This window comes from Paraburkholderia sp. RL17-383-BIF-A, from assembly GCF_046028015.1.
Taxonomy (GTDB): domain Bacteria; phylum Pseudomonadota; class Gammaproteobacteria; order Burkholderiales; family Burkholderiaceae; genus Paraburkholderia.
This window is the reverse complement of record NZ_JARESR010000050.1, coordinates 1-26,478: the sequence shown is the minus strand read 5'-3', so window position 1 is coordinate 26,478 and position 26,478 is coordinate 1. Positions and strand designations below refer to the sequence as shown.

At 63.6% G+C, this 26,478-nt stretch carries 22 protein-coding genes; 11 read left to right on the top strand and 11 right to left on the bottom strand.

What is annotated here, in order from left to right; all coding sequences use genetic code 11:
* Positions 1-146: 146 nt before the first annotated feature.
* The gene (locus P0D71_RS33980) at positions 147-2,120 is read right to left on the bottom strand and encodes a PAS domain-containing hybrid sensor histidine kinase/response regulator (protein ID WP_408187168.1); all 1,974 of its coding nucleotides are present in this window, start codon (positions 2,118-2,120) and stop codon (positions 147-149) included.
* A gap of 194 nt (positions 2,121-2,314) precedes the next feature.
* Here P0D71_RS33980 and P0D71_RS33975 point away from each other — a divergent pair, with 194 nt between their 5' ends.
* Positions 2,315-2,551: a hypothetical protein gene (locus tag P0D71_RS33975; RefSeq protein ID WP_408187167.1), complete on the top strand. Its 237-nt coding sequence runs from the start codon at positions 2,315-2,317 to the stop codon at positions 2,549-2,551.
* An 80-nt stretch (positions 2,552-2,631) separates the two neighbouring features.
* On the opposite strand, the gene P0D71_RS33970 is transcribed toward P0D71_RS33975, so the two are convergent.
* Both P0D71_RS33970 and P0D71_RS33965 read right to left on the bottom strand, forming a co-directional pair.
* Positions 2,632-3,681 carry an NAD(P)/FAD-dependent oxidoreductase gene (locus P0D71_RS33970; protein WP_408483698.1) on the bottom strand — a complete coding sequence of 350 codons (1,050 nt, stop codon included), beginning with the start codon at positions 3,679-3,681 and terminating at the stop codon, positions 2,632-2,634.
* A 235-nt stretch (positions 3,682-3,916) separates the two neighbouring features.
* Complete coding sequence (locus tag P0D71_RS33965) at positions 3,917-5,491, bottom strand: methyl-accepting chemotaxis protein (RefSeq protein ID WP_408483697.1); 1,575 nt, start codon at positions 5,489-5,491, stop codon at positions 3,917-3,919.
* Positions 5,492-5,834: 343 nt separating this feature from the next.
* Here P0D71_RS33965 and P0D71_RS33960 point away from each other — a divergent pair, with 343 nt between their 5' ends.
* Both P0D71_RS33960 and P0D71_RS33955 read left to right on the top strand, forming a co-directional pair.
* Entirely contained in the window at positions 5,835-6,944 is a 1,110-nt protein-coding gene (locus P0D71_RS33960; RefSeq protein WP_408483696.1) for a porin, read from the top strand.
* 89 nt (positions 6,945-7,033) lie between these two features.
* Complete coding sequence (locus tag P0D71_RS33955) at positions 7,034-8,068, top strand: nucleoside hydrolase (RefSeq protein WP_408483706.1); 1,035 nt, start codon at positions 7,034-7,036, stop codon at positions 8,066-8,068.
* A gap of 68 nt (positions 8,069-8,136) precedes the next feature.
* On the opposite strand, the gene P0D71_RS33950 is transcribed toward P0D71_RS33955, so the two are convergent.
* Positions 8,137-9,060: a LysR family transcriptional regulator gene (locus P0D71_RS33950; RefSeq protein WP_408483695.1), complete on the bottom strand. Its 924-nt coding sequence runs from the start codon at positions 9,058-9,060 to the stop codon at positions 8,137-8,139.
* A gap of 53 nt (positions 9,061-9,113) precedes the next feature.
* Between P0D71_RS33950 and P0D71_RS33945 the strand changes: the two genes are divergently transcribed.
* On the top strand, positions 9,114-10,490 hold the full coding sequence (locus tag P0D71_RS33945; protein WP_408483694.1) for an NCS2 family permease: 1,377 nt from the start codon (positions 9,114-9,116) through the stop codon (positions 10,488-10,490).
* A 79-nt stretch (positions 10,491-10,569) separates the two neighbouring features.
* The gene (gene add, locus P0D71_RS33940; RefSeq protein WP_091793792.1) at positions 10,570-11,667 is read left to right on the top strand and encodes an adenosine deaminase; all 1,098 of its coding nucleotides are present in this window, start codon (positions 10,570-10,572) and stop codon (positions 11,665-11,667) included.
* 52 nt (positions 11,668-11,719) lie between these two features.
* Here the strand turns inward: add and P0D71_RS33935 are convergent, their stop codons facing one another.
* The gene (locus P0D71_RS33935) at positions 11,720-12,580 is read right to left on the bottom strand and encodes a LysR family transcriptional regulator (RefSeq protein WP_091793791.1); all 861 of its coding nucleotides are present in this window, start codon (positions 12,578-12,580) and stop codon (positions 11,720-11,722) included.
* 161 nt (positions 12,581-12,741) lie between these two features.
* Between P0D71_RS33935 and P0D71_RS33930 the strand changes: the two genes are divergently transcribed.
* Together P0D71_RS33930 and P0D71_RS33925 are read left to right on the top strand one after the other, a co-directional pair.
* Complete coding sequence (locus tag P0D71_RS33930) at positions 12,742-14,142, top strand: DHA2 family efflux MFS transporter permease subunit (RefSeq protein ID WP_408353299.1); 1,401 nt, start codon at positions 12,742-12,744, stop codon at positions 14,140-14,142.
* Between the two features lie 292 nt (positions 14,143-14,434).
* Positions 14,435-15,364, top strand: coding sequence for a LysR family transcriptional regulator (locus P0D71_RS33925; protein ID WP_091793789.1), 930 nt, complete (start codon positions 14,435-14,437; stop codon positions 15,362-15,364).
* A gap of 40 nt (positions 15,365-15,404) precedes the next feature.
* On the opposite strand, the gene P0D71_RS33920 is transcribed toward P0D71_RS33925, so the two are convergent.
* Entirely contained in the window at positions 15,405-15,656 is a 252-nt protein-coding gene (locus P0D71_RS33920) for a DUF1488 family protein (protein WP_091800441.1), read from the bottom strand.
* A gap of 377 nt (positions 15,657-16,033) precedes the next feature.
* On the opposite strand from P0D71_RS33920, the gene P0D71_RS33915 reads away from it, so the two are divergent.
* The gene (locus P0D71_RS33915; RefSeq protein WP_408483693.1) at positions 16,034-18,274 is read left to right on the top strand and encodes a GumC domain-containing protein; all 2,241 of its coding nucleotides are present in this window, start codon (positions 16,034-16,036) and stop codon (positions 18,272-18,274) included.
* A gap of 88 nt (positions 18,275-18,362) precedes the next feature.
* Here P0D71_RS33915 and P0D71_RS33910 read toward each other — a convergent pair whose 3' ends face one another.
* The 5 genes from P0D71_RS33910 to P0D71_RS33890 all read right to left on the bottom strand — a co-directional run bounded on the left by P0D71_RS33910 (position 18,363) and on the right by P0D71_RS33890 (position 23,704).
* A complete protein-coding gene (locus P0D71_RS33910; protein WP_408483692.1) occupies positions 18,363-19,820 on the bottom strand; it encodes an isoxanthopterin deaminase in 1,458 nt (485 codons plus the stop codon).
* Positions 19,821-19,863: 43 nt separating this feature from the next.
* Positions 19,864-20,622, bottom strand: a complete 759-nt coding sequence (locus tag P0D71_RS33905) for an ABC transporter permease (protein ID WP_408187177.1) — start codon at positions 20,620-20,622, stop codon at positions 19,864-19,866.
* Positions 20,623-20,792: 170 nt separating this feature from the next.
* Positions 20,793-21,626, bottom strand: a complete 834-nt coding sequence (locus P0D71_RS33900; RefSeq protein ID WP_408298171.1) for an ABC transporter ATP-binding protein — start codon at positions 21,624-21,626, stop codon at positions 20,793-20,795.
* A 2-nt stretch (positions 21,627-21,628) separates the two neighbouring features.
* A complete protein-coding gene (locus P0D71_RS33895; protein ID WP_408483691.1) occupies positions 21,629-22,675 on the bottom strand; it encodes a Rieske 2Fe-2S domain-containing protein in 1,047 nt (348 codons plus the stop codon).
* Between the two features lie 75 nt (positions 22,676-22,750).
* Positions 22,751-23,704 carry an ABC transporter substrate-binding protein gene (locus tag P0D71_RS33890; protein ID WP_408483705.1) on the bottom strand — a complete coding sequence of 318 codons (954 nt, stop codon included), beginning with the start codon at positions 23,702-23,704 and terminating at the stop codon, positions 22,751-22,753.
* Positions 23,705-24,398: 694 nt separating this feature from the next.
* On the opposite strand from P0D71_RS33890, the gene P0D71_RS33885 reads away from it, so the two are divergent.
* The 3 genes from P0D71_RS33885 (at position 24,399) to P0D71_RS33875 (ending at position 26,250) form a co-directional block, all read left to right on the top strand.
* Positions 24,399-24,578 (top strand): hypothetical protein, encoded by a 180-nt coding sequence (locus tag P0D71_RS33885; protein WP_177204973.1) that lies wholly within the window; start codon positions 24,399-24,401, stop codon positions 24,576-24,578.
* Between the two features lie 212 nt (positions 24,579-24,790).
* A complete protein-coding gene (locus P0D71_RS33880; protein WP_408483690.1) occupies positions 24,791-25,873 on the top strand; it encodes a glycosyltransferase family 2 protein in 1,083 nt (360 codons plus the stop codon).
* Between the two features lie 155 nt (positions 25,874-26,028).
* Positions 26,029-26,250 carry a hypothetical protein gene (locus P0D71_RS33875; protein WP_095419203.1) on the top strand — a complete coding sequence of 74 codons (222 nt, stop codon included), beginning with the start codon at positions 26,029-26,031 and terminating at the stop codon, positions 26,248-26,250.
* The last annotated feature ends 228 nt before the right edge of the window (positions 26,251-26,478 follow it).

Sequence of the window (26,478 nt, the reverse complement as noted above, 5' to 3'; positions counted from 1 at the left end):
GGACCGCCGGCCATACGAGGCGGACAGCAAGCGGCGTGCCTCAGCCGGCGAAAGGCGGAGCACGCCAAGGTTTCTTCAGGAAAGCGGAAGCACGCGCAGACTGTTGTCGCGCTCTGGAATGAAGGAAGCGCGGGCTGATTCGAGCGCTAGCCAGTAGCGCGCCCGCTACGCCGCGCCTCTACCTCCGCGAGCAACGTATCGAACAACGCGAGTTCCACGGGCTTCACGAGATGCGCGTGGAAACCGGCCCCGCGGGTGCGCTCGCGATCCGACGCCTGGCCGAAACCGGTCATCGCGGCGTACATCGTATCGGCGAGCGCGGGCATCTTGCGCAGCACCGCGATGGTAGCGTAGCCGTCCATCTTCGGCATTGCGATGTCGATCACGGCGAGGTGCGGCGCGAAGCGCGGCGCGACCTGCAGCGCCTGCTCGCCCTCGTAGGCAATGCGCACTTCGTGGCCTTTGAGTTCGAGCAGCATCGCGAGACTGTCGGCGGAATCGCGATTGTCGTCGACCAGCAGAATGCGCAACGGCGCGACCTGACCGCTTGCCGCATTCGCCTCGTCGTTGGCTGCATCGGACGGCGCGGCGGCCAGCGGCAGACTCAGCGTGAACGTACTGCCGCTGCCCGGCCCCTCGCTGCTCGCGACAATGCTGCCGCCGTGCATCTCGACGAGTGACTTGCACAGCGTGAGGCCGATGCCCAACCCGCCTTCGCCCGAGCTCTGCGCATCTTTTTCCTGGGCGAACAGTTCGAAGATCTTGTCGAGCGAGCGCAGAGGAATACCGCAACCGCTATCGCGCACTTCGAGCACGGCCATGTGAAAATCGATGCGGGACGAAATTTCAATCACACTGCCCACCGGCGAAAATTTCGACGCGTTGTGCAAGAGGTTCTGCAGCACCTGGACGAGACGCGTCATATCGCCTCGAACGAAGATCGGCTCGACCGGCATAAGCAGCACGACGCGCTGCTCGTGCGCGTCCGTAAACGGCCGGGCTGCCTCGACGCCGCGCGCCACCACCTCGGCCAGATCGATGCGGCCGAGGCGCAGCTCGACCTTGTTAGACATGATGCGGCCGACATCGAGCAGATCATCGACAAGCCGAGTGAGGTGCGTAACCTGGCGGTCGATCAGATCGCGCGAACGCGCGAGCGTGGGGCTGACACCGGTTTCGAGTTGCATCACCCCGATCGCATTGCGCACCGGCGCGAGCGGGTTACGCAATTCATGCGCGAGGGTCGCGAGGAACTGACGCATGCGTTCGCCCGAACGCTCCAGTTCTTCGCGCTGACGCCGCTCGGTCAGATCGCGCGTGACCTTGGCGAAACCACACAGCCGGTTCGATTCGTCATGTATCGCTGTGATGTTGACGTTGGCCCAGAACGTCGTGCCGTCCTTGCGCACCCGCCAGCCTTCGTCCTCGACGTGGCCGAGCTGCCGGGCAAGCGCCAGTTCACGCGCGGGCTTGCCCGCCGCCGCTTCCTCCGGCACGTAGAACACCGAGAAATGCTGACCGACGATTTCATCGCGCGTATAGCCTTTGATGCGCGCGGCGCCGGCATTCCAGCTCACCACATAGCCTTGCGGATCGAGCATGAATATCGCGTAGTCCTTGACACAGTCGACCAGCAAACGGAAACGCTCTTCGCTTTGCCGAAGCGCTTCCGTGTACTCGCGTTGCGCGGTCAGGTCGCGCGTGATCTTGGCGAAGCCGGTAAGAATGCCGGCGTCGTTGCGGATCGCCGTGATCACGACGTTCGACCAGAAGGTCGAGCCGTCCTTGCGGACACGCCAGCCTTCGTCCTCGAAACGGCCGGTGAGCGACGCCTGTTGCAGTTCGTAGGCGGGCCAGCCGCGCGCCACGGCTTCCTCGGTGTAGAAGCGCGAAAAGTGCTCGCCGATAATATCCGTGTCTGTGTAACCCGCCAGTTTCAGTGCCCCGCCATTACAACTGACGATCCGCCCGGTCGCATCGAGCAGGAAGATTGCATAGTCTTCGATCGCCTGCACCAGAGACCAGTAATCGACATCGGCAGCCGGGTTCATGCGAGCCGGCGCCGCAGCCTTGGCAGGTTCGCCGTTTTCACCGGTAGAAGGGACATCGAGCTGTTTCATGATTTCAAAGGATGAGGGTTACGTGCAAAAGCATACACCGGCATCCGCTGGCCGCATCCGTTTATGGTGTGCCAACAAAGGACTGGCCGGCGGGCTTCGCGCCGCAATCCACGTGGAAAAACACCAGCTGGCGGGCCAGGCCTCCCGATTGCTACTGCCTGATCGCACCATCATCAAACGAACAGGAGTTGCAATTGAAAAGAGCATTTACCAGCCTCGCCCTTGCGGCAACATTGGCATTCACTTACACCGCAGCGCAAGCGGAAGGCTGCACCAAAGGCGCGGTAGTGGGCGGCGTAGCCGGCCACGTTGCGGGTGATCACGGCGTAGCGGGCGCGGCGGCGGGTTGCGCAATCGGCCACCACGAGGCCAAAAAGAAGGACAAGGAAGCCAGCGCGGCGGCCGGCGCCAGCGAATCCGCAGGGAAGTGAAAGGCGTGTAGAAAAGAGCCGGTAGTGACCTCTCCCGATCACTGCCGGCTCGATCTCGATGCGCTAGTTTCTCGGCACATTTAACCGGCAGCGTTGACCTTTTCCGCCAGCTTCGCGTCGTAACTGGAATGGACGTGCACGCGCTTCTTCTCCGGATACGCGTACGCGTACGCTTTGCGCAATGCCAGCGACGCCTCATGAAAACCCGACAGAATCAGCTTCTGCTTGTTGGGATAATTGGCAATGTCGCCAGCCGCGAAGATGCCGGGCCGTGAGCTCTCATAGTTGGACGTATCCACATCGACACGGCCGGCGTGAATCGACATGCCCCATTGCGCGATCGGTCCGAGATCGGCAACCAGTCCATATAACGCGACGATGTGCTCGGCCGCGAGTTGCGTCTCGCCCTCGATATGCCGCAAGGTGATCGACTTCAATGCATCGTCCTCTACCTGGAGGCCCGCAATCGCGCCGACCATGAAGTCCATCTCGCCCGCTTCGACCGCGCGCCGCATCGACTCGACACTCGAATCCGCCGCACTGAAACCGCTGCGCCGATGCACCAGCGTCACCCGCCGCGCGACCTTGCGCAGCGCCAACGCCCAGTCGAGCGCGGAGTCCCCGCCGCCTGCTACCACCACAGTCTTGCCGGTGAAATCGGCAATACGCGGCACGCTGTAATGCACGTAACGCGACTCCAGTGGCACCGCTTCGGCCAGCGCCAGCTTTTGCGGCACGAACGCGCCGTTGCCGGCTGCCAGCAGGATCGCGGCGACATCGAACACGAGGCCGCGATCGGTACGGACTGTCCAGCGCCCGTCGCCGCCCTGCTCGACCGACTCAACCCGCTGACCGAGATGGATCGGCGGGTCGAACGGCTTGCATTGCGCAAGTAGGCGCTCCACCAGTTCACGCGCCGTGCAGGACACAATGGCGGGAATATCGTAGATCGGCTTGTCCGGATAGAGCTCGATGCATTGGCCGCCGATCTTGTCGAGCCCGTCGACGATCTGGCACGACAGGCCGATCACGCCTGCCTCGAAAGCGGCAAAAAGCCCAACGGGGCCCGCGCCCACGATCAAAACGTCGGTGCGGATCGGCGACGGTGGCTGGTTGGCGGCGGATGTCATGCGCGCTCTCTTCGGATAAGTGGATGACCCACCATACAGAATCGCCCGAAGCCCGGCAACGATGCCATTACCATCGGTAAGGGTGCTCGGCGCGGCGAAATACGGATGACGTTGCGCGCGTGGCCGGCGTGAACGCGGCAGCTCAAACGCGGTTTAGAAAGCGGTCTCGCCGAACGCCCCTGCTCGAAGGCTGCTCGAAATGCAGCCGGGCCGATCCCCACCGCCCGAAGGCCGCTTAATAAACGGCCTCGTGCCGCGCCGTATCGCTCGCGACCTTGAAGGCCGCGGTCAATTCGCTCAATTGCCGCGCCTGATCCGCGAGCGAGTTGGCGGTCGCCGCGCTTTCCTCGACCAGCGCGGCGTTATGCTGCGTGACCTCGTCCATCTGCGTGACGGCGAGGCTCACCTGTTTGATCCCTTCGCTCTGCTCCTGCGAGGCCGTCGCGATCTCGCCGACAAGGCGCGCCACGCGCCCGACCGCGGCTTCGATTTCCTGCATCGTCTCGCCCGCCTCGTTGACGAGTCCCGCGCCGCTCTCGACGCGCGAGGTCGACTCCGCGATCAGCGAACCGATTTCCTTCGCGGCCGCCGCCGAACGCTGGGCGAGACTGCGCACCTCGCCCGCCACCACCGCGAAACCGCGCCCTTCTTCACCTGCGCGGGCGGCTTCCACGGCCGCGTTCAACGCGAGGATATTGGTCTGAAACGCAATGCTTTCGATCGCGGTGATGATGCCCGTCATCTTCGACGAGCCCGCGTGAATCACGCGCATCGTCTCGACCATACTGCCGACCGAATCGCGCCCGCGCGCGGCCATCTCCGAAGCGCGCAACGCCAGTTCGCTCGCGTGCTGCGCGTTCCCGGCATTCAGTTGCACGGTCGACGTGAGCTGCTCCATCGCCGCCGCGGTTTCTTCGAGCGACGCGGCCTGTTCCTCGGTGCGTTGCGACAGATCGAGATTGCCCGCGGCGATCTGCTGGGTCGACGAAGCGATCGAATGCGAACCGGCCCGCACGGTGGTGACGGTCGCGCCGAGTTTGTGCTGCATCGACGCGACGCCGCGCAACAGCGTCGCCATTTCGTCATTCGAACGAATCGGTACCTGGGTCGTCAGTTCGCCGGCGGCGATCGCGTCGAACTGGCGCAGCGCGTCGTTCAGCGGCGCCATGATCGCGCGGCGCAACGTGCGCCAACTGATGAACGCTACCGTGAGCCCCACCAGAATGCTGCCGATGCTCGCGTACAGGAGCGTATGAAAGAGCGTGGCGGAGCGCTCGTTCGCGTCGCTCGCCTGCTGGTTCAGATAGTTCTCCAGATCACCCTGGCTCGCGTTCATTGCCGTATACAGGCCGATCAGATGATTCGCGCGGCTTTCGTCCATCCAGCTCGCGTCGCCCGTGCGGATCGCTTCGATCAGTTTGTCGATACCGTCGCGACGCACGGCGGTACGCTTCGCGTCGAGATCCTCGGTGAGGCGCTGCAGTTCGGGCGTTTTCGGCAGGTCGCGAAAGGTGTTCCACCACTTGTCCGACTCGCCGAGCAGCATGCGGGCGCGCTCGAGTTGCGTGGTCAGTTGCGGCGAGTGCGGGTTGCTCATCGCCCAGTCGAGTCCGAAACGCGCCCGCGACATTGCCGTACCTGATTTGCCGAGCGCGACGACCGAGGCGAAATGAACCGAGTAAGCGTCGCGCTGCGCCTCGTTGCTTTCGTTCATACCGAGAATGCCGAGCACGCCGGTAGCGGTCAGCAATACGCCAAGAAACGCGATGGTGATCGCGATCCGCAAGTTGATGGTCAAGTTCCTGGTCATCGTGGTTTTTATCGCTCTGGCTGGTTTGGCGCTCTGGCTTTTGACGTACGGCCCCCGCGCACGTAAGCGGCCATATGTTCCATATATGGAACATATGGCCGTATTTGGAAAGTATAGCGATCCAGGACTCGGCGAAAAAATAATATTTGGCCAACGCGGTAAACGCGCAACACGCCGGTGACCACCCGTTTCGCCGGTGGTCAAGGCCCTCGAAGTTGAATAAATTAAATTTATGTAACTATAAAAAAACAACATTATTTTTATAACGACCGTCTTCGTATAGTCGAGCCCAGTTCAAATGCGCCTCACGCCAGGCGCCCTCTTTTCCCGCTACTGGACCACGATGAAACTACTCAAGTTCGCCCCTCTCGCGATCGCCGGCGCGCTCTCCAGCGCCGCGCATGCGCAAAGCAGCGTGACGCTGTATGGCCTGATTTCGGCGGGCGTCGGCTACGCGACGAACCAGGGCGGCAAGAACGCGTGGCAGGCGCTCTCCGGCACCAATCAGAATCCGCGCTGGGGTTTGAAGGGCGTCGAAGATCTGGGCGGCGGTATGGCTGCGATATTCCAGCTGGAGAACGGCTTTAACGTGATGACCGGCACCGCGTCGCAAAACGGCCGCCTGTTCGGCCGCCAGGCGTTCGTCGGGCTCGCCAGCAAGAAGTACGGCACGCTGACCTTCGGCCGTCAGTACGACACGGTGCACGACTATGTCGGCCCCGTGATCATCGCGAGCAATGGCGTGAATATCGGCGACAACGACAACGGCTATAACGACATCCGCGTGCAGAACGCGGTCAAGTACGTCACACCCGACTATCACGGCCTGAAGGCCACCGCCGAATATGGTTTCAGCAACGCGACCGGTTTCGCCAACAACAATGCGTACAGCTTCGGCGCGGGTTACGAGCACGGCCCGCTGAAGTGGAGCGTGGTGTACGCGCAGTACAACAATCCGTACAGCGCGACCAACCAGGACGGCGCGATTTCGAACGACTACGCCTCGTCGCTGCTGATCTTCTTGAAGAGCGCACTGCATCCCGCCGCGTACGCGAGCAAACAGCGCATCTTCGGCACGGGTGGTTTCTATACGATAGGCGCGGCGCAATTCGCGGCGCTCTTCACGGATGTCCGCTACGATTATCTCGACAACTCGCATCTGCATTTGCAGAACTACAACCTGAACCTGAACTACCACGTTACGCCCGCCTTCATTCTCGGCGCCGCGTATGCCTTCACCGACGGCAAATACGACGTGATCAACACGAGGCCCAAATGGCATCAGGTGAATCTGCAGGCCGACTACTTCCTGTCGAAGCGCACGGACGTCGCGCTCACGGTGATCGCGCAGCAGGCGGCTGGCGACGCGCAACACGCGCAGATTTTTGCCTACGCCCAATCCACCAGCATCCGTCAGATGATCGCGACGGTCGGCATGCGCCACGCGTTCTGACGATGATGAACGCCTCCGACACGAAACAGGACCGCCGCGCCTTTCTTCGCACGGCGATGGGCCTCGCGGCCGGCGCTTCAGCCTGGCCGATGCTGGCGGGCGCGGCGGGTTCCGCGAGCGCATCCGGTGCGGCCGATACGGCGAACGGCGCGTCGTCCAGCGCCGGATTGCAGGCCGGCACGCGACGCAGCGTGATTATCGATTGCGATCCGGGCCAGGACGACGCGATTGCGATTCTGTTCGCGCTCGGCGCGAGCGAGCGTCTCGACGTGCGCGCGATCACGACAGTGGCGGGCAACGTGCCGCTCGATCTCACCGAACGCAATGCGCGTATCGTGCGCGACTGGGCCGAGCGCACGCATTCGCTACCGATTTACGCGGGCTGCCCGCGGCCGCTCACGCGCGAACTGATCACCGCCGCCAACGTGCATGGCAAAACCGGACTCGAAGGCGTGCCGCTGCATGAACCGCTTGCACCGCTCGCGCCGCAACATGCGGTCGCCTTTCTGATCGACACGCTGCGCGCGGCGCCGCCGCACAGCGTGACACTCTGCGCGCTCGGACCGCTGACCAATCTCGCCACCGCGCTCACGGAGGCGCCGGAGATTCGCAACGGCATCCGCGAAATCGTGCTGATGGGCGGCGCTTTTTTCGAGCGCGGCAACATTACGCCTGCCGCCGAGTTCAACATCTACGTCGATCCGCAGGCCGCGCAAATCGTGTTCGCGAGCGGCGTGCCGATCGTGGTGCTGCCGCGCGACGTGGCCGTGAAAGCGCCGATCACGCCGGCGCGCATCGCGCCGATCCGCGCGCTCGGCAATCGCTGCGGCACCATGGCCGCCGACATCATGGCCGCCGAAGTGGCCTATCAGAAAGGCCGACGCGGTATCGAATCCGCGCCGATGTACGACCCTTGCGCGACCGGCTACCTGATCGAGCCGTCCCTGTTCAAGGGACGCGAAGTCAACGTAATGATCGAAACGGTGGGCGAATGGACGCTCGGCGAAACCGTCGTGGACTGGAGCGGCCACAGCGGCCGCAAGCCGAACGCGACGTGGATCACCGAGGTCGACGCGGACGGCTTCTATGCGGCGCTGCGGGCGCGACTCGCCACGCTGCCGTGAGTTTCGGGTTTAGCGTGCGTTTAAGCGTGTGCGTCGGGACAGGCGTGATGCGAACCGGGCGCGCTGCGTCAGATATGCGCCGCGATCCACTCGCGGCACGCTCGCACATGCGGGCCGCGATCGTCGCCGGCGAGCGAGATCAGCGCGATCGAACGGCTCACGCGCGGCTTGTCGAGCCGCAACGCGACCAGTTCCGCGTCGTGCAGATGCATCGTGTAGAGGCTCGGCAGCACGGCGATCGCGAGGCGGTTGCGCACCAGTTCGTACAACGGCTCGGTGTACTCGACGCGGTACGCGACGTTCAGTTGCAAACCTTCCGCGCCACCGGTGCGCTGCAACGCCTCGCTCACGCTGCCGCGCACGAATGCGGCGAGATCGCGGCCGACCAGCTTCGACCACGCGAGGCTCTTCTTCTGCGCGAGCGGGTCGTCGCGCCGCACCACCACGACGATCTGATCCTCGAACAGATCCTGGTAGCGCAGTGCGGCGGCGGCGTCGTCCGGGCTGGACGCATCGGGCTCGTGCACGCCGATGCCGAAATCGGCCGCGCCCTGGCGCACGGCGTCGAGCAACGCGGTGTTCGGCATATCGTTCAACGTGAAGCGCAGCGACGGTTGCTGCGCACGCAACGCGCAGAGCGCGGGCAGCAAGCGCGCCGCGGCCGAGGGAATCAGTCCGATACGCACCGTCTGCACGCGTTCGGCGAAGGTGCTGGCCATGTCGTCGAAAGTGCCGCGCGCCTGGTTGAGCAGGCGTTCCGCGAGCGGCAAGACGCTCGCGCCGGCATGGGTCAATGTCAGCCGATGCGCGGAACGCGCGAACAAGGGCCCGCCGAGCAGGAATTCGATCTGCCGGATCGCCGCGGTCAGCGCGGGTTGCGTCAACGCGAGCGACTGCGCGGCCTGCGTGAAGCTGCGGGCATGCGCTAGCGTGACGAAGTACTGGATTTGCCGCAGCGTGAGCGCGGGCAGCAGGGAAGAACGGTCGGTCATGGAAAGCAATGCATCGACGCAATGCGCAGCAGTATAAATGGCATGGTTACAGGATGAATCAATTGATCAATAACGAATCTTCAAGCGCCGATGCAACGAGCGGCGTGTCGCTTGCAAACGGCGGCTGGCTCGAACGGCGTTTCGCGCTCGGCGCGCGCAAGACCAGCGTGCGGGTCGAGACGATCGCGGGCATCACCTCGTTTCTCGCGGCCGCGTACTTGCTGGTGGTGATTCCGTCACTGCTCGCCGCGGGCGGCATGGATCGCGGCGCGGCGACCACCGCGACGATCCTCGTATTCGTGCTGAGCACGGTGCTGATGGCGCTGTACGCGAACTTGCCGTTTCTGGTCGGACCGGGTATCGGCGGCTCGGTGATTCTCGGCATTACGCTTGCGGGCGAACATGTCGCGTGGCAAACGGGGCTCGGCATCGCGTTCGTCTCCGGCGTGCTGTTTCTGATCCTGACGCTGGTGGGTGCGCGCAGTCTGGTGGTGCGGCTGATTCCGGCGCAGATCAAGCTCGGGCTCGGCGCATCGATTGGTTTGTTCATCGCGGTGCTCGGCTTTCGCAATGCGGGCATGGTGATCGCCAACGCGAAGACCAATGCGCTCGCGCTCGGCGACTTTTTGCGGCCGGGCACACTCGTCGCGCTGGTCGGACTCGGCGCGGCAGTCGTTCTGCAAGGACGCCGCGTGCCCGGCGCCATTCTGTGGGCGATCCTGATCGCGGCCGCCACGGGCGTGCCGCTCGGCGTCACGCATATGCCAGCGTCGTTTCTGTCGTGGCCGCACAGTATCGCGCCGATCGCGTTCAAACTCGATATCGCCGGCGCGCTGAGCGTCGCGTCCATTCCGTATCTGTTCGTATTCTTCGCAGCCGAATTCTTTTCCACGCTCGGCACCACGCTCGCTGTCGGCGCCAAAGCGGATCTGCTCGACGAAAACGCCAATCTGCCCAATATCAACCGGCCGTTTCTGGTCGATTCGATTGCCGCGACGCTCGGCCCCGTATTCGGCATTCCGGCGCTCACCGCGTTGGTGGAATCGGCGGCGGGTGTGGAAGCGGGTGGCCGCTCCGGCCTGTCGTCGCTCGCCGCGGCCGCCATGTTCGCGCTGATGCTGCTGTTCGTGCCGGTCGCGCTGGCGATTCCGAAAGAAGCGACCGCGCCCGCGTTGATCCTGATCGGCCTGTCGATGTTCAGCACGATCCGCCACACGCATTTCGACGACTTCACCGACTCCCTGCCGGTACTCTCCATGGTGCTGCTCACGCTGATGTCGAACAGCTTCGGCACCGGCATTGCAGGCGGCCTGCTCTGCTACGTCCTTGTCAAACTGCTCGCGGGACGTTTCCGCGAAGTGCCGTGGGGCCTGTATGTGCTGGCCGTGCCGCTCGGCTACTACTTCTATACCGTGGTCAAGCCGCACTGAGCCCCGCGCCTTCGCGCCACGAGTTCACCTTGCATTCGCACTACACTGAGTTTTGCGCACTACCGAAAACCATACCGACATGAAAGAGACAATGGGTAACGTGCCCGCATCGCGTCTGAACATCGGGCTGACCGACGCGCATCGCGCCTTCTTCAAGGCACTGCCGAAAGCCGAATTGCACTGCCACCTGCTTGGCGCGGTGCGTCATGAGACGTTTATCGCGCTGGCCGAAAAAAGCCATGCGCCGCTCAGTCGCGAGGAAATCGATTCTTTCTACAAGCGTGGCGAAAAACCGGTCGGCGTGCTGCGCGTGCTGCGCGCGCTCGACGAACATCTGCTCACGCAAGCGGACGATCTGCGCCGTATCGCCTACGAATATCTCGCCGATGCCGCCGCGCATCAGGTTCGTCACAGCGAATTCTTCTGGAATCCTACGGGCACGGTGCGCGTCTCGCACATCGCCTATGCCGATGCGCAAGCGGCAATCGTCACCGCCATTCGCGACGCCGCGCGCGACTTCGGCATCAGCGCGCGGCTGATCCCGAGCATCGATCGCGAAGCCGATCCCGACGAAGCCGTCGCACTGGTCGCCTGGATGTGCGCCAACCGCGCCGACGAAGTGGCGGGCCTCGGCATCGACTATCGCGAGAACGACCGGCCGCCGGAACTGTTCTGGAAGGCATATCGCCACGCGCGCAACGCTGGCTTCAAAACCACCGCGCACGCGGGCGAATTCGGCATGCCGTGGCGCAATGTCGAAACCGCCGTCGATCTGCTGCAGTGCGACCGCATCGATCACGGCTATACGATCGTGGACAATCCGCAACTGGCCGAGCAATATGCCGCGCGGGGCATCGTCTTCACCGTGGTGCCGACCAACTCGTACTACCTGCGTACGCTGGCCCCGGACGTGTGGGCTGAACAACATCCGCTGCGGCGCATGCCGCAACTCGGCCTGAAGATCCATCCGAATACCGACGACCCCACGCTGCACAAAGTGAACCCGAGCGAAGCATGGCAGTTGATGTACAGCCACTTCGGGTTCAGCGTCGCGGAACTGCGGCAATTCATGCTGAACGGGATTGACGGCGCGTGGGTCGACGAGGCCACGCGCAACACGTGGCGCGCGGAGTGGGCGACGGAGTTCGACAAGCTCGCTGCCACGCTGCCCGCCTGATCCGAACACGCGAAGCGGCGCGTTGTATCGCGCACGCGCCGCCTGCGCGCCCTCATTCCCCGATCCACGATCCGCGCAAATCACTGTCATGCAGCAGCTTCAGCAGCGTGCCCGCCGGCCGGCTCAACCGTTTCGCCGCGAGAGCGATGAATTCCACCGACGGCAGCACCGGCAGACTCGCCGTGTTCAGCGGCGGCGCAAGCCCCCGCGCGGCCAGATACTGTGGACGAACCGTGATGCCGAGCCCGCCGCGCGCGGCTGCGATACAACCCGCGTGACTGCTGCTCGTACATACCAGTTGCCAGCTGAAGCCGGCCTCGGCGAGCGCGTCGAGCACGACGGCCCGCGTCACGCTCGGCTCCGCGACCAGAATCAGCGGCAACGGCTGGCTCAGGTCGACCAGCGTGCCGGCGCGCGCCAGCCACTCCAGCCGACCGGTGAAGAGCGGCACGCCGCGCCGGTCGCCGAGCCGCCTTTTGCCGACCAGCAGATCGATCGCCCCCGCATCGAGCAGTTCGTACAGCTTGCCGGTCATGCCGATGGTGATTTCCAGTTCGACATCCGGATGCGCGTTGCGAAAGGCCGCCAGCACCGTCGGCAGAGGGCCGAGCGCGACGTCGTCCGAGGAACCGAGCCGCACGCGGCCTTTCAGACGCGGCGCGCGAAACTGCGACTCCGCCCGCGCCAGCGCCTGCAGAATCACGCTGGCGTGCGCGAGCATGGCTTCGCCGTCGGGCGTCATGGCAAGCGAATGGGTGTCGCGCACGAACAGGCGCCGGCCGACGCTCTCTTCGAGCCTTCGGATGTGTTCGCTGACGCTCGATTGCGTGAGGTCGAGCCGCCGTCCCGCCTCGGTAAAGCTGTGGCACGCGGCGACGGTCGAAAAGGTCTTGAGCCAGATGGGATTGAGCATGAGCCATTGTCGCCTCGCTTATCGGCAAAGTCGATAACAGTCAGCGCCTCTAGTGGGGTTCCCGATTGACGAGGATGTCAATATCATGACGGAATCGCCCCACCGAATGCTCCGGTTCCGGCTGCCGCCCGCTCATGCCGCCGCCCCGCCGCCCGTTAAAGATGACCAAGGATTCTTCCCAGACCGCACTGCTGTGGATCGTCGCCGCCGGCTTTTTCATGCAGTCGCTCGACACGACGATCGTCAATACGGCGTTGCCGTCGATTGCAAACAGCTTGCACGTCGCGCCACTCGCCATGCAGCCGATCGTGGTCGCGTACACCTTGACCATGGCGATGCTCACGCCGGCCTCCGGCTGGCTCGCCGACCGCTTCGGCACGCGGCGCGTCTATTTCGTGGCAATCCTCCTGTTCGTGATCGGCTCGATCTGCTGCGCGAGCGCGCATACACTCGGCCAGCTGGTGCTGGCGCGCGTGCTGCAAGGTGTGGGCGGCTCGATGCTGCTGCCGATCGGACGGCTCGCGGTCTTACGCAGCGTGACGGGCGAGCAGTACGTGGCGGCACTCGCGTTCATTTCGGTCGCGGGACAACTGGGGCCGATCGCCGGGCCGACGCTCGGCGGCTGGTTCGTTCAGGCGATCACGTGGCACTGGATTTTCCTGATCAACGTGCCGATCGGCGCTATGGGGCTATACGCGGTGCAGCGCTTCCTGCCGGCGCATGGCGAAACCCAGGCGCCGCCGTTCGACTTCATTGGCTGCGCGCTGCTGTCGCTGTGCATGATCGCGTTTTCGCTCGCCGTCGACGCGCCCATGCCGACGCATCGGCTGGCCTGGTCGGCGGCGCTCTTCGTGCTCGCCGCCGTGAGCGCGCTCGCCTACATTCCGTACGCGAAACGCCGCGCCAATCCGCTCTTCAAGCTTTCGCTCTTTCGCGAGCCGAATTTCAGCGTCGGTCTGATCGGCAACCTGGTGTGCCGCATCGGGTCGAGTGCCGTGCCGTTTCTCGTGCCCTTGCTGCTGCAATTGCAACTGGGCTATTCGCCGCTGCATTCGGGGCTGATGATGCTGCCCGCGGCGCTGGCCGGCACCGTCGCCAAACGCTGGATCGCGCCGCTCGTGCGCCGTTATGGCTATGACACGTTCCTGCTCGTCAATACCGTGATCGTCGGTTCGTCGATCGTGGCCTTTGCACTGATCACGCGCGACACGCCGCTCGTGGTCGGGATCGTGATTCTGGCGGTGTTCGGGGCATCCAACTCCATGCAATTCGCGGCGATGAACAGCGTCACGCTCAAAGACCTCTCGCATGCCGACGCCGGCAGTGGCAACAGCCTCTTTTCCATGGTGCAGATGCTCGCGATCGGGCTGGGCGTCTCGATCGGCGGCGGCCTCGTGAATCTCTTTTCCGCGCAAGTGGGATCGGCGGCGCTCGGGTTTCGGCTCGCCTTCGTGTGTGTCGGCGTGATCACGCTGGTGTCAGCCTGGGTGTTTCGTCACCTCGACGAAACACCTGCCTCGCGCACCGTGCGCGCGCAAGCGACCCAAGGCGCGGGCCGCTGACGGGACCATCGGCGGCGCGCGCAATAAAAATACGCGCGATTCCGCGTTGTCCGCTATTCCATCCAAGTATGCCCAATGCATGACGAGAGCCGCATGTTCCTGTTGCATCGGACGAGCTCATGCAGATTGACGCCCGCAGCGTGATTGACGCGGTAGCGTGGCTGTCATTCCACTCATGACATGACATCATTCGTCCGCCTTACCAGGCGGCGTTTCCCCGTTTTGGCGCGTGAATTCAAACGGACTTTCGCGTTAGCATGTCACGCATTAATGCATAACAAAGGACTCTCACATGCCATTTGACGAGCGCATGCTGAACGGCATGGGCGTCTTGACGGCGATCGTCGATTGCGGCAGTTTTGCGGCCGCTGGCGAAGCGCTCGACATGTCGCAATCCGGGGTCAGCCGTTCGGTCGCACGGCTCGAAGCGCGGCTCGGCATCCGGCTTTTCGATCGCACCACGCGCTCGGTCGCGTTGACCGACGAAGGCCGGCGCTTCTACGAACAGATCGTGCCGCTTCTGGGCGGACTCGAAGAAGCCGCGGCATCCGCCGCGCAGGGCGCGACCGCTGTTCGCGGACGTTTGCGCGTGAACATGGATCCGTTCTTTTCGCGGCTCGTGCTTGGGCCAAGGCTGGGCGGGTTTGTCGACCGGCACCCCGACCTGCAGCTCGAACTGATCACCCGCGACCAGTTGGGCGATATGGTCGCCGACGGTTTCGATCTCGCGATCCGTTTCGGCGATCCGCCAGTATCGACGCTGATTGCCCGCAAGCTGCTGGACACACGGATTCTCACCGTGGCCGCGCCGTCGTATCTCAAGAAGCACGGGCATCCGGTGAATCCGGCCGAACTCGAAAGCGGCAAGCATGTGTGCATCAAATTCCGCGATCCGCTGACGGGCTACCCGTTCAGCTGGGAATTTCATCGCGGCCGCAAAAAGACCGTGATTACGCCGCAAGGCCGTTTGACCGTCAACGACGTGGGCACCTTGCATAGTGCCTGCGCAGCCGGCCAGGGCGTCGCGCAGATTCTCGCGCTCGGCGCCGAATCGCTCATGGCGAGCGGCAAACTGGTCGAACTCTTTCCGGATTGGGGCGACGAGCTTTATCCACTGTACGCGCTCTATCCTTCGCGGCATCATCCGCCCGCGAAGGTCCGTGCGTTTTTCGAATTTGTCGTTTCGCTCACGGGCGGCGCACCGCGCGAACCGGCGGCCTGAGTCGTGCTTCGGCGACGTTTGCGCGGCACGCCGCGCCGCGTCAGGAAATCGTGTAGCGGTTTTGCGGGCCGCCGAGATACAGCCCGCGAGCGAGCGTCAGGATTTGCTCGCGATGCCGGTCGAACGCCGCAAGCACGGCCGGTTCGTCGGCGCCCACACTGGGGCTCAGATTCGAAATCACCGAACGGGTGACGACGAAAGCGATTTCGCGCGCATTGTCATAGCCCCAAAAATTGACGCAGTGGTGCGAGGCGTCATAGCTGCGGCTTGGGTTCGGGAAGTTGAGGGACATTTCGTACTCCCGCGAGAAAGGGTTCTCGTCCACGGTGCGCTGAATGACGGGCATGGTCAAGCGCTTGTTTGTAAGTGTGGAGGTCAGCCTGTTCTGGAATCGGCCTTGCGGCAGCAATGCTTGCGCGTCTTCGCTCGACGGCAGTCACCGGAGACGCGTGTCGCGCTCGCGTGGTCATCCTCCGGTAACACACGGCGCCCTGTCCGAGGTGCTTTCATCGTTATGGCAATCCGCCTCAATGGGTTGCAACGCAGCGTCCCTTCAACATAACGAAATGCCCTATGACAAACTCCGTCTCCGATTTTCGCATTCCGTCCGGGAACGCACCCGGCACGCTGCCGAGCCGGCACAACGCTGTCGCCCCGAAGCCCGCAGTCGTGGTGCCGAAAGACACGATCACGCCGGCCGAATTCGCCCAAACCATGCTGCACAAGTATGACGGCGGCAACCAATCGATCAACTACGCAAACGACACGAAAGTCACGCAAGCTCAGGAATCGACGACGAACCTGCTGATGACCGGCTACCCGCGAGGCTTCGCTAACGCGCGGGTGCGTCTGGAGGGTCTCGCGGCCGCTACGGCGCAGATGGACGAGGAAACCCGTGAGGGCTTCGCCGCGCGGGCGAAGGCCGTGATCGGCGAACCGGACGCACAACGCGACGCCGATATCCAGCAACTCAAAACAGACGTGATTGCCCAATTGAAGCGAACGCGCGCCGATCCGCTCAAACGCATGAATGCCGTGTTCAATATGCCGGCTGGCGCCGGGCTGCTCGGCGACGCCGGCACTCAACGCTTGCAGCAGCTGCGCGACCAGTACAGCGCATTTAGCGCACCGGCCGCGACAGCGCAGCAACGCGAGGCCAATTTCGCGCAGGCCGTCAAGATCAAGACTGATATGCAGCGCGATATCCTCAACAAGGCTGGCGACGTCTACGCGGCGACTCAGAAGTCATGGAACGATTCGGCCGCCCGCGTGAACGACATTCTCGACGCGGCGCAGCAGTACAAGCCTGACAAAATCAAACTGCCGAAAACCTCGGACGATCCCGACTGGGATGACAATACGCGCAAGCCCGCCTATGCGAAGACCTTCCCGTACCAGTCGGTAATGGAGAAGCTGCTTTCCGACGACGGCTATTCGAGCCAGGAGCGCGCCACATCATCGGCGCGTCAGCGCCCGCCGGAGCAGATCGCGCAAGATCTGCTGACGTTCCAGCAGGGCATGGCGGATCCAGGCTCGTCGATACATCGTCGCATGCAGGCCTTGCAGGACCAGGCGCTGACGACGATGGACAAGCCCGGAGAGGGCCTGAGCCACGTTGAAAAGCCGCAGACCTTCGAGGACGTCGCCAACAATCCACCTGCACCCGACAAGGACTACGTGGACAATCTCGCGAAGAACTACGGCGGCGCGCTCAAGGACATCGACGGGAAAAACCGCGAAATGCTGCGCGAGGATGTTCCCGGCCTTGCCGACAAGATTCTCTACGGCGTTGGCCGCGTGTTCGCCGACCTGTCGCCGATCCCGGGCGCGGACTGGCTGGCGACCAGGTTGCTCGATGCCGAATTTCCCGATCATGGCGGATTGAGCCGTGGACAGGTGGGCCTGATCGACGCCGGAACGGCAATCGGCGGCCTGTTGCTCGGCGGTCTGGGACCCGAAGGGGAACACCTCGCCGGCGTCGGCGAGCACCTTGCGTCAACTGGCGGCGCGCTCCACCCCGAGCCGTCTGCGTCACTGCCCGCCGGTGCGGTGGACATGTTCGAGCGCAATTTCGCGGGCAGCGGCAGCGAGGCCAAAGCCCCGAGCCCCACCGGATCCGACCATCAACACACGCCGGATGCGCCCGCGCTGCCATCACGCTACGCGGCACAACCTTCAGGCACGTTGCAGCCGGACCCGGCGCACGCCGGAGTCCTGATCGATTCGAAGGGGCAGAGGTACATTCAGGATAACGGCCAGAGCTATCCGGTGCGCTACGACACGGCCAACCAGACGTGGCGCGTCGTGCAACCAGACAAACCGACCGAGCCGGGCGTTCCGGTCGAGCGTCAGCCGGACGGCAGCTGGAAGCCGCATGACGCTGTCGGCCTGCGAGGCGGCGGAAACGAGTCCAGAGACCGACACACTGCCGTGGGCGACGAGCAGAAGGCCTACCAGATCCAGCAGGCACATCAGACATTGGCTCACTTGCAAACGCAACTGCAAACTGTCACGCAGGATGTGCTGTCGACCGCGCGAAGGCTCGAGGAGATACGCGGGCTTCAAACAACCACGGAACAACGGAAGGCGGACCTGCTGCAGCGGAAAAATCAGACAGAACGGGAGAGCGCCAACCTGATCGCCCAGCTTCAACAACTCGAAAGCACAGGGCAGCCTCGCGACGCGCAAGTGGACATGCGCATTCGCGAGCTCCGTGATCGAAGGCAAACCATTCGCGCGGAGCTCACCCGCTTCAACGATGATATGGCGAAACTGAGAGGGGAGTTGAACACTCTACTGCCCCAAATCCACCAACTCAACGACCGGCGGCACCAATACCAGCAAATGGAAAGACAACTTCAGACGCAGATCGGGATAGCGCAGTTTGAACTAAGCCAATTGCTGCACTAGTCAGCGGCAGCCGATTCGGCAGCACTGGCCGCATCGGCTGCGCCGCCGACAGGTTCGCGTTTCACCACACACTGTCGGCGGTGTCGCTTCACACCGCCTCCTCCAGCAACTCCCGCACAGCCGCCCTCGCCTCGCGCGCCAGTTCCTTGAGATCGACACCGTCGATCCGGTCATCGGCCACCACGCGCTTTCCAGCAGAAAACAGCGCCGCGAGCGATGGCCTGCCGCCCGACGCCACCGGCCCGATCGCCGGATCGTGCAAGCCGAAATAGCGCGGGTCGTCGAGCCGATATACCGCGAGATCCGCGGCGAAACCCACCGCAATCCTGCCGACTTCGTCGAGGCCCATGATCCGCGCGCCACCCGCCGTGCCCCAGTGAATCACATCGGCCACACTCGCGGCGTTCGCGCCGCCTTCGAAACTCCCGCCGCGAAACGTGGGTTGCGCGAGCATGCCGCGGCGCGCGCGTTGCGCGAGCCATGTCATGTGCACTTCGGAGATCATGTCGGCCGCTTCGTTCGACGCCGCTCCGTCGACGCCGATCGACACCGGCACACCCGCGTCGGCCATTTCGCGCACCGGACAAATGCCGCTGCCGAGGCGCCCATTGCTCTGCGGACAATGGGCGACGCCCGTGCCGGTTTGCGCCAGCAGCGCGATCTCGTCGGCGTCGACCTTGACGAGATGCGCGTACCAGACGTCGCTGCCGAGCCAGTCGTGCTCGCCGCAAAATGCAACCGGCGATTGCCGGTACATCGCATGCGCGCTGTCCTGGTAGCCCACCGTCTCCGAGAGATGGCTATGCAGACGCAGACCGAGGCGGCGCGCCACCGCCGCCGTCGCGCGCATTTCGGCAGGCGAGATCGAATACAGCACGGTGGTCGGCGCCATCACGACACGCTGCATCGCGCGCGGCGACGCGTCGTGGAAACGGGCGGCGAGCCGTTCGATATCGGCGATGTAGGCGTCCAGTGTTTCAGGGCGCAACGCGGTCGGCAGTTCGGCCTCGAGCTGGCGCGTTTGCGTCGCGCCGCCGCGCAGCAACACGAAACGCAAGCCGAGCTTCCCGGCCTCTTCGAAGAGAATCGCCGAACTGTCGAAGGGCATGTTCGGGTAGTACACGTAGTTGTGGTCGGCCACCGTCGCGCAGCCCGAGCGCGCCAGTTCGATCAGGCCAATGCGCGCCGCGAGCCGGAAGCGCCGCTCGTCGAAGAGCGCCCGGAAGCGATACGGCGTCGCGGCGAGCCAAGGCGTGAGCGTGGCGTCCAGTCCCGCCGTGTCGCCCTTGAGCAGCGACTGGAACAGATGATGATGCGTGTTGACCCATGCCGGATAGACGACGCAATCGGTGGCGTCGACGATCGTCTCGCCCGGCCGCGGGGTGAGCGCGCCGATCGCTTCGATCGTGTCGCCGACAATGCGAATGTCAGGACCGCTCACGCGCGCGGGATCGTCGGCCGAGCCGCGGCCGCCGGTCATGATCGCCGCCGCGTTGCGGATCAGCGTGCCAGGTGTCGTGTGCTGTGTTGTGTCGTGTGTCGTCATGAGTTCGAGCGAGAGTGTGAAGCTGAGTTCGAGACCGCGTCATTCAAAGCTGGCTGTCGTGCCAGCCGCGCAAACCCGCGCGCGACACCCACGCCGTGATGGCGAACAGCACCACGCCCGTCACGGTGATCAGCAGCAGCGCCGCGAACAGACGCGGAATATTCAGCTGAAAACCCGCCTGCAAGATCTGATAGGCGAGCCCCGCGCCGCTGCCGCCCGTACCGGCGACGAACTCCGCCACCACCGCGCCGATCAGCGACAACCCGCTCGAAATGCGCAGGCCGCCGAAGAAATACGGCAACGCGCTCGGAATCCGCAAACGCACCAACGTCTGCCAGCGGGTCGCCCGATTGATCCTGAAGAGGTTGATCAAGCCGGGGTTCACGCTGCGCAAGCCGAGCACCGTGTTCGAGATGATCGGGAACAACGCCACCAGCGTCGCGCACAAGACCAGCGCGACGTTCATGTCCTTGACCCAGATGATGATCAACGGCGCGATCGCCACGACGGGCGTGACCTGCAACAGGATCGCGTAGGGAAAGAGGCTCGCTTCGATCAGTGGACTCTGCACGAACAGCAACGCGATGACGACGCCCAGCACCGTGGCCAGCGCGAACGCCAACAGCGTGATCTTCAGGGTCGCGAGCAGGCTGCCGAACAGCAGCGGCGCGTCCTGCACCAACTCGCTCACGATCGCCGACGGCGACGGCACCAGATACGCCGGCACCTTCATCACCACGCACCAGGCTTGCCAGCACGCCAGCACCACGACGCCGACCATCCACGGCGCGATGGCCTTCATCACGCCGGGGCATTGCAACCACGGCTGCCGCTGGGAACTGGTAGCCGGCCTCGCAGCGGATTTCGCACGCTGCCCTGCGCCCTGCGCTGCAGCCGCAGCTGCCGCAGTCGGCGACGCGGCAGCCGCCCCGCGTCCCGACTTGCCCGAATGACCCGCAAGCACTTCGCCCGTCATGATTGCACTCCTGTTTCTTCGTTCGCCAACGACGCGCGATGCGCATCGGTAATCAACTCCGAGAGCGTCTTGCAATGCTGCATGAACGGCTCGCTGACGCGATAGGCGTCGTCGCGTTCGAGCGGACCTTCGATCGGCACTTCGGCGATGATGCGGCCCGGCCGCGCCTGCATCACGACCACGCGGCTCGACAGATACACCGCCTCGTAAATGCTGTGCGTGACGAACACCACCGTCATGCCGCGCCGCTGCCACAACGCGCGCAAATCGCTGTCGAGGCGGTTGCGGGTGAATTCGTCGAGCGCGCCGAACGGCTCGTCCAGCAGCAGCAGATCCGGCTCGGTCACGAGCGCACGCGCCAGGGACGCGCGCATCTGCATGCCGCCCGACAATTCACGCGGCAGCACGTGGCCGAATTTCGCGAGCCCCACGCCGTCGAGCGCAGCGGCCACGCGCGCGTCGGCTTCGCGGCGCGGCACACGCGCGAGATCGAGCGGCAAGCGCACGTTGTCGGCGACCGTGGCCCACGGCATCAGCGTCGCCTCCTGAAACACCATCGACATGCGCCGCCCCGGCGAGCCGACCGTCTCGAACGCTTGCCCCCACCAGCGCAGATGGCCGTGCGTGGGCGTTTCGATGCCGGCAAACATTTTCAGCAGCGTGCTTTTGCCGCAACCCGACGGGCCGAGCAGCGAAACGAACTCGCCGGGTTCGATGGCGAGGCGCACGTCCTCCAGTGCGATCGTGCCGTTCGCATAGCGCTTGTCGACGCGCTGCACCGAGAGCGACGGCGCGGCCACGTCAGCGATAAAGGCTTGAGTCGCCGCCATGATCATTCCTCCACGTGAATGGGCAATACTTCGCGAAATACTTCGGACTCGCCATGATCGTTCAGCAGCTTGAGCAGCATGCGGCGCATCAGCAAGCCGGGCTGATCCGATTCCATATGGCACTCCTGCTGACGCCGCACGTCGATGCACGCGTCGTAGTCGGTGGCTTCGAGAATGTCGCGGTCTTCGTCGGTGATCGGGCGATCCCAGTCGATCAGTTCCTGCGTCGAACACGCGTCTTCGGTGTCGTTGCGATAGAGCCATTGCGACAGCATCAGCGTGCGGTCGTCGATCGGCGTCGCGCAGTTGTAGATGATGTGATGGATACCGCTTGCCGGATACACGCAGCCAAAGCGCCGCGCGAACGGCATGAACCAGCGGTTGATCAGATGCCGCTCGGTGACTTCCTCGGTCGTGCCGGTGATGCGGTAGCTCGCCGGCGGATTGCGCACGGGCACATGCGTCTCGGCTTCGAAGCCCCAATCGTGCGGACGGAATTCGTACTTCGACGGTTTCGGATTGTCGAACAGGCCGAAGTTGCCTTTATGCACAAAGCTGAAATGCGAGTTGTCGAACGAGTTTTCCATCATGCGCAGCGGACTCGTTTCCCAACGCTCGTAAAACTGCAGAATGCGGCGATAGCCGGGCGCACCGTCTTCGGGAAACTCGGGAATGGGCTGCAACGGTTCCTCGAGCGCGACCCACGCGTAGCCGTAGCGTTCTTCGCAGCGATATGACGGCACCACGGCGCGCGACGGAATCGCGCCGCCGCCGTTCTGCGGAATTTTCACGCATTGGCCCGAGCAGTCGTAGGTCCAGCCGTGATAGCCGCAGGCGATATTGCCGTCGTTATCGACGAATCCCTTCGACAGTTTCGCCGTGCGATGGCAGCAACGATCGCGCAACGCGTGCGGCTTGCCGCCCGCGCCTTTCCATAACACGATCGGCTCGCCGAGCAAGGTAAAGGGCTGCGGTCCGGCGTCGAGTTGCGCCATCGGCATGATGGCGTACCAGAAGCGGCGCAGGACGTTTTGACGGGTGACCAGCATGTGATGCTCCTTCTTTCAGGCGTTCAGGCGTTCAGGCGTTGGGGCGAGCTGCGATGTCTGCTTGAAGGGCCGGCCTCAAGGCATCACCTTCGCGTTCTGAATGAATTGCAGCGTGTAGGCCGCGTGATAGTCGGTAGCGGGCTTGAGCAGTTTCGCGTCGACCATGTAATCGAAGGTCTTTTTCCAGCGCGCGTCGGTCATCGTGCCGATGCCTTGCGTGGCCGCATCGCCGCCGGTTACGAGCTTGAGTTTTTTCAGTTGCGCCACGCCGTAGGCGAGTTGGGCGTCGCTCATCTGCGGGTTGTCTTTCTTGATCAACGCATTGCCCGGCCCGGGATCGTTCAGATAGCTCTTCCACCCTTCCATCGACGCCTTCACGAAACGCGCCACGACGTCCGGCTTGTTTTTCATCGTGTCGCGCATCGTGACGATGGTCGAGTTGTACGGCGGATAGCCGTCATCGGCGAACAGGAAGAAGTGTGCGTTCGCATGAGCCTGCTCCGCCTGGAACGTTTCCGACGACGGATACGCCTGCATCGCCACGTTCGGATCGGCAAAGAACGGTTGCAGGTTGAAGGTGTACGGACGCGCTTGAGCCTCGGTGTAGCCGTACTTCGCCTTCAGCCACGGCCACCACGTCGTGCGGCCCGAACCGGCGACGAGGATCGTCTTGTTCTTCAGGCCGGCGAGACTGGTCACGTCGGCGTGGGTCATCATGCCTTGCGGGTCGTACTGGAACGCGGCGGCCACGGTGGTGACAGGAATGCCGGCTTCCACGCTGGAGAGCACCTGGAAGTCGTAGCCGAGCAGAAAGTCCGCCTGCCCGCCGGCCAGCAATTGCATGCCGTTGACCTGCGGACCGCCCATTTTGATCGTGACGTCGAGCCCGTATTTCTTGTAGATGCCGGTCGCGACGGCCTGATAGAAACCGCCGTGCTCGGCCTGCGCATACCAGCTCGTCAGCAGGCTGACGTGGTCGTCGGCGTGAGCCGGCGGCGCAACGAATACGCCGAGTGCAGCGCCGGCCATGACGGCGGCGCTAACGGCACGGGCCGCGATTGAATGAGCGGACACTGCAATGCGGGAGAGAAGATGCAACACGCGCATGACTGAACTCCGTGTGAATGTGGGAAGAGTTGGGATCGTGAGAAGGCAAGGCCGGATGCCGTACAAGGAACGGGCGATGTGACTGCCACGCTGCACGCATGCTGGCTCGATACGACGCGTGGGCAGGGATGAACGCAAAAACGAACGCAAAAGCGAACCCACAAGCGAACACAGCTCGCCGCGTGTGATTGCGGTGATGCACAACAGTCGGGTGAATATTCGGGGCAACTGCATCGCACGCTCCTTGTTGTCGGAACCGGACAGTTCCGTTCAAACGTCGAATTGCTTCGACGTGGGCGCACGATGCGCCCCAAGAGCAATGCCCCACGGTGACCGGCATGGACATGCCGGCTCGCTAGCCGCTTCTACTCTGATTTTCCTTTAAGCGAATGTTGTGCCAGCTGCTGCGAAGCAGCATGCCATGCGTGCAGTGGGCGTTCAGGCGCAATGCGTCAGCGGCGGCCGCGTCGCACTGACGTACGACTGCACTCGGGCGATGCGCGCCGGCACTGTCCAGGTGCAGATACGGCGCGAAAGCTTCGCTAATGACGCGCCGGATCGCGAGCCGGGCCTGCCGCTTGCTGCATCGAACATGTCATCCAATCAGGAGAGAAACATGAGCGAAACGAAAGTGCGTGGCGATCAGAAACCGGCTGATATGGAGCATCCGCAGCCGGTCGTGCACAGCGACAACGAGAAAAGCAAGCTGCCCGAACGCGACGACGAGGGCCGCAATCAGTCGCCCGCAGACCGTCCGGGCAAAAAACCCGGCGAGGGAGAACCCTCGGTTAGTTGAAATCGTGCGTGTTGGAGGGCGAGCGGCTTTGCTGCTTTTTTTCAGCGAAGCCGCATAAATATTCCCCTTCAGCGCGCTTTCATACGGCAAACATTTCTTCCTTATTTTTACCGATTATTTTTTTGGTGTGATGGACTATTTTTCTGCTTGCAGCGACGTGTGCGTCAAGCGGACCAGCTGCCGCCCCTCAACAGATAACAAAGGCGACGCTTATGTCCATCACTTCGACCCCCTCCACCCACCCCAAGGTTTCCATCTGTCTGCCCACTTGCGACCGCCCTGATCTGCTCGTGACGTGCATCGACTCGTGCCTGACGCAAAGCTACGGCAATCTGGAAATCCTGATCGGCGACGACTCGGCGGACAGGCGCACGGAGCGGTTGATCACAACGCGTTATGCACGCGAGCCACGCGTGCGCTATATGAGGAATCAGCCTTCCCTCGGCCAGGCGCGCAACGTCGCGAACCTGTTCAGGCGCGCGAGCGGCGACAAGATTCTGCTGATCCACGACGACGACCTGCTCACCACGGACGGCGTCGAAAAACTCGTGTCGCTATGGACGCTGCATCCGCGACTCGAAGTGGCATTCGGCGATCAGTATGAAGCCGACCATGGCGGCGCCATCGATTTCGCGGCGAGCGCGAAGCTGAACGCCGCGTTTCGACGCTCGAAGGCTGCCGAGGGCCTGCAATCCCTGCCGGGTAGAACCGGGCTCATTCAGATGTTCCCGAACAACGGCTGGATGGCCAACGCCGAACTCGTGAAACGGATCGGCTACAAAGACACGTACGGCGTATGCTGCGACTTCGTGTTCGGCACCGAGCTGTGTCTCGCGGCGCGCGAGGTCTTCTACCTGCACGACTACGTGTCCGTGTATCGCAAGACGGCAAGCTCGATCTCGCACAGCACGCGCGGCACGACGGCCGCGGCGACGCTCTGCGCGTATGCGTACGTCAAGGCATTGAAGCTGCCGGCGCAACTCGAGCCGTCGCGCAGATTGGCGTTGCGCCGTCTCGCGCCGATCGTGGTGTCGGCTCACGCGAAGAACCGTCAGGCGCTCGCCGGACTCAAGGTCGCCTTCGCCCATCTGTTCGCGTACCGCTATGGGCTGAACGCGCGGCTTTACTACCATCTTCTGATGCTCGCGCGTGGCGCGTTGAGCGCGCGCCAGCAGGCCGTGGCGGCGGCCGCGGTCGCTGCGGTGGCTACGGCGCCCGCGTTGGGCGTGGATCCGGCCGCCGTCGTGAAGGAGTTGGTCCCGGAGTTCGCGAGCGATCGATCGGAACCCGTGTGACGCGGCGCCGGCGCTGAACGCCGGTCGGCGCGGGGCGATAAGCGGGTTTTCTGCTAAGCATCCGCTGCTAAGCAAACGCGTATTTGTTGCTTGGTCTCACGCAACACGCTGACTAGGATAGGTGTGATCCATCACCAGACCTGAGGCGATACGCCATGTCCGACAGTGCCTGTTTCAAGCCGCGTGTGATCGAACCGGTCGTCGTCAACCAGCCTGAAGGATTGGGGCTCGCAGTGGAGTTGTGGCTCGCGCAACCCGTCGACGGAATCACCGGGCGGGCGCTGCAGATTCACTTGCGCAGCGGCGCGAAAATGGCGCAGGCCGAAGCGCTGCGCGATCTGCTGCACGCGTTGGGCACTGAGATCATCGTGGCGTGAGCGTGCTCCGCGCGGTCGATACGCCTTCCGCTCAAAGCGTTAAGGCCGCGAAAACGGCGCTCCGGATCTCCCTGGAACGCCGCTCGCGAACCGCTTCGGTCGTGCCTAACGGTGCGTTATGGTGCTTTGCAGATTCAAGGCTCGTGCCGCAAATACCCTTCTTTCGACGGATCGCGCATACGCAGCGAGACGATGCCGGCAATCGCGCAGAGCGCAGTGACGTACCAG

What these genes read in the sequence shown, in the direction of transcription:
- P0D71_RS33980 (WP_408187168.1), bottom strand. Translation starts at nt 2,120, where the DNA reads ATGAAACAGCTCGATGTCCCTTCTACCGGTGAAAACGGCGAACCTGCC.
- P0D71_RS33970 (WP_408483698.1), bottom strand. Translation starts at nt 3,681, where the DNA reads ATGACATCCGCCGCCAACCAGCCACCGTCGCCGATCCGCACCGACGTT.
- P0D71_RS33965 (WP_408483697.1), bottom strand. Translation starts at nt 5,491, where the DNA reads ATGACCAGGAACTTGACCATCAACTTGCGGATCGCGATCACCATCGCG.
- P0D71_RS33960 (WP_408483696.1), top strand. Translation starts at nt 5,835, where the DNA reads ATGAAACTACTCAAGTTCGCCCCTCTCGCGATCGCCGGCGCGCTCTCC.
- P0D71_RS33955 (WP_408483706.1), top strand. Translation starts at nt 7,034, where the DNA reads ATGCTGGCGGGCGCGGCGGGTTCCGCGAGCGCATCCGGTGCGGCCGAT.
- P0D71_RS33950 (WP_408483695.1), bottom strand. Translation starts at nt 9,060, where the DNA reads ATGACCGACCGTTCTTCCCTGCTGCCCGCGCTCACGCTGCGGCAAATC.
- P0D71_RS33945 (WP_408483694.1), top strand. Translation starts at nt 9,114, where the DNA reads ATGAATCAATTGATCAATAACGAATCTTCAAGCGCCGATGCAACGAGC.
- add (WP_091793792.1), top strand. Translation starts at nt 10,570, where the DNA reads ATGAAAGAGACAATGGGTAACGTGCCCGCATCGCGTCTGAACATCGGG.
- P0D71_RS33935 (WP_091793791.1), bottom strand. Translation starts at nt 12,580, where the DNA reads ATGCTCAATCCCATCTGGCTCAAGACCTTTTCGACCGTCGCCGCGTGC.
- P0D71_RS33930 (WP_408353299.1), top strand. Translation starts at nt 12,742, where the DNA reads ATGACCAAGGATTCTTCCCAGACCGCACTGCTGTGGATCGTCGCCGCC.
- P0D71_RS33925 (WP_091793789.1), top strand. Translation starts at nt 14,435, where the DNA reads ATGCCATTTGACGAGCGCATGCTGAACGGCATGGGCGTCTTGACGGCG.
- P0D71_RS33920 (WP_091800441.1), bottom strand. Translation starts at nt 15,656, where the DNA reads ATGTCCCTCAACTTCCCGAACCCAAGCCGCAGCTATGACGCCTCGCAC.
- P0D71_RS33910 (WP_408483692.1), bottom strand. Translation starts at nt 19,820, where the DNA reads ATGACGACACACGACACAACACAGCACACGACACCTGGCACGCTGATC.
- P0D71_RS33905 (WP_408187177.1), bottom strand. Translation starts at nt 20,622, where the DNA reads ATGAAGGCCATCGCGCCGTGGATGGTCGGCGTCGTGGTGCTGGCGTGC.
- P0D71_RS33900 (WP_408298171.1), bottom strand. Translation starts at nt 21,626, where the DNA reads ATGGCGGCGACTCAAGCCTTTATCGCTGACGTGGCCGCGCCGTCGCTC.
- P0D71_RS33895 (WP_408483691.1), bottom strand. Translation starts at nt 22,675, where the DNA reads ATGCTGGTCACCCGTCAAAACGTCCTGCGCCGCTTCTGGTACGCCATC.
- P0D71_RS33890 (WP_408483705.1), bottom strand. Translation starts at nt 23,704, where the DNA reads ATGGCCGGCGCTGCACTCGGCGTATTCGTTGCGCCGCCGGCTCACGCC.
- P0D71_RS33885 (WP_177204973.1), top strand. Translation starts at nt 24,399, where the DNA reads ATGAGCGAAACGAAAGTGCGTGGCGATCAGAAACCGGCTGATATGGAG.
- P0D71_RS33880 (WP_408483690.1), top strand. Translation starts at nt 24,791, where the DNA reads ATGTCCATCACTTCGACCCCCTCCACCCACCCCAAGGTTTCCATCTGT.
- P0D71_RS33875 (WP_095419203.1), top strand. Translation starts at nt 26,029, where the DNA reads ATGTCCGACAGTGCCTGTTTCAAGCCGCGTGTGATCGAACCGGTCGTC.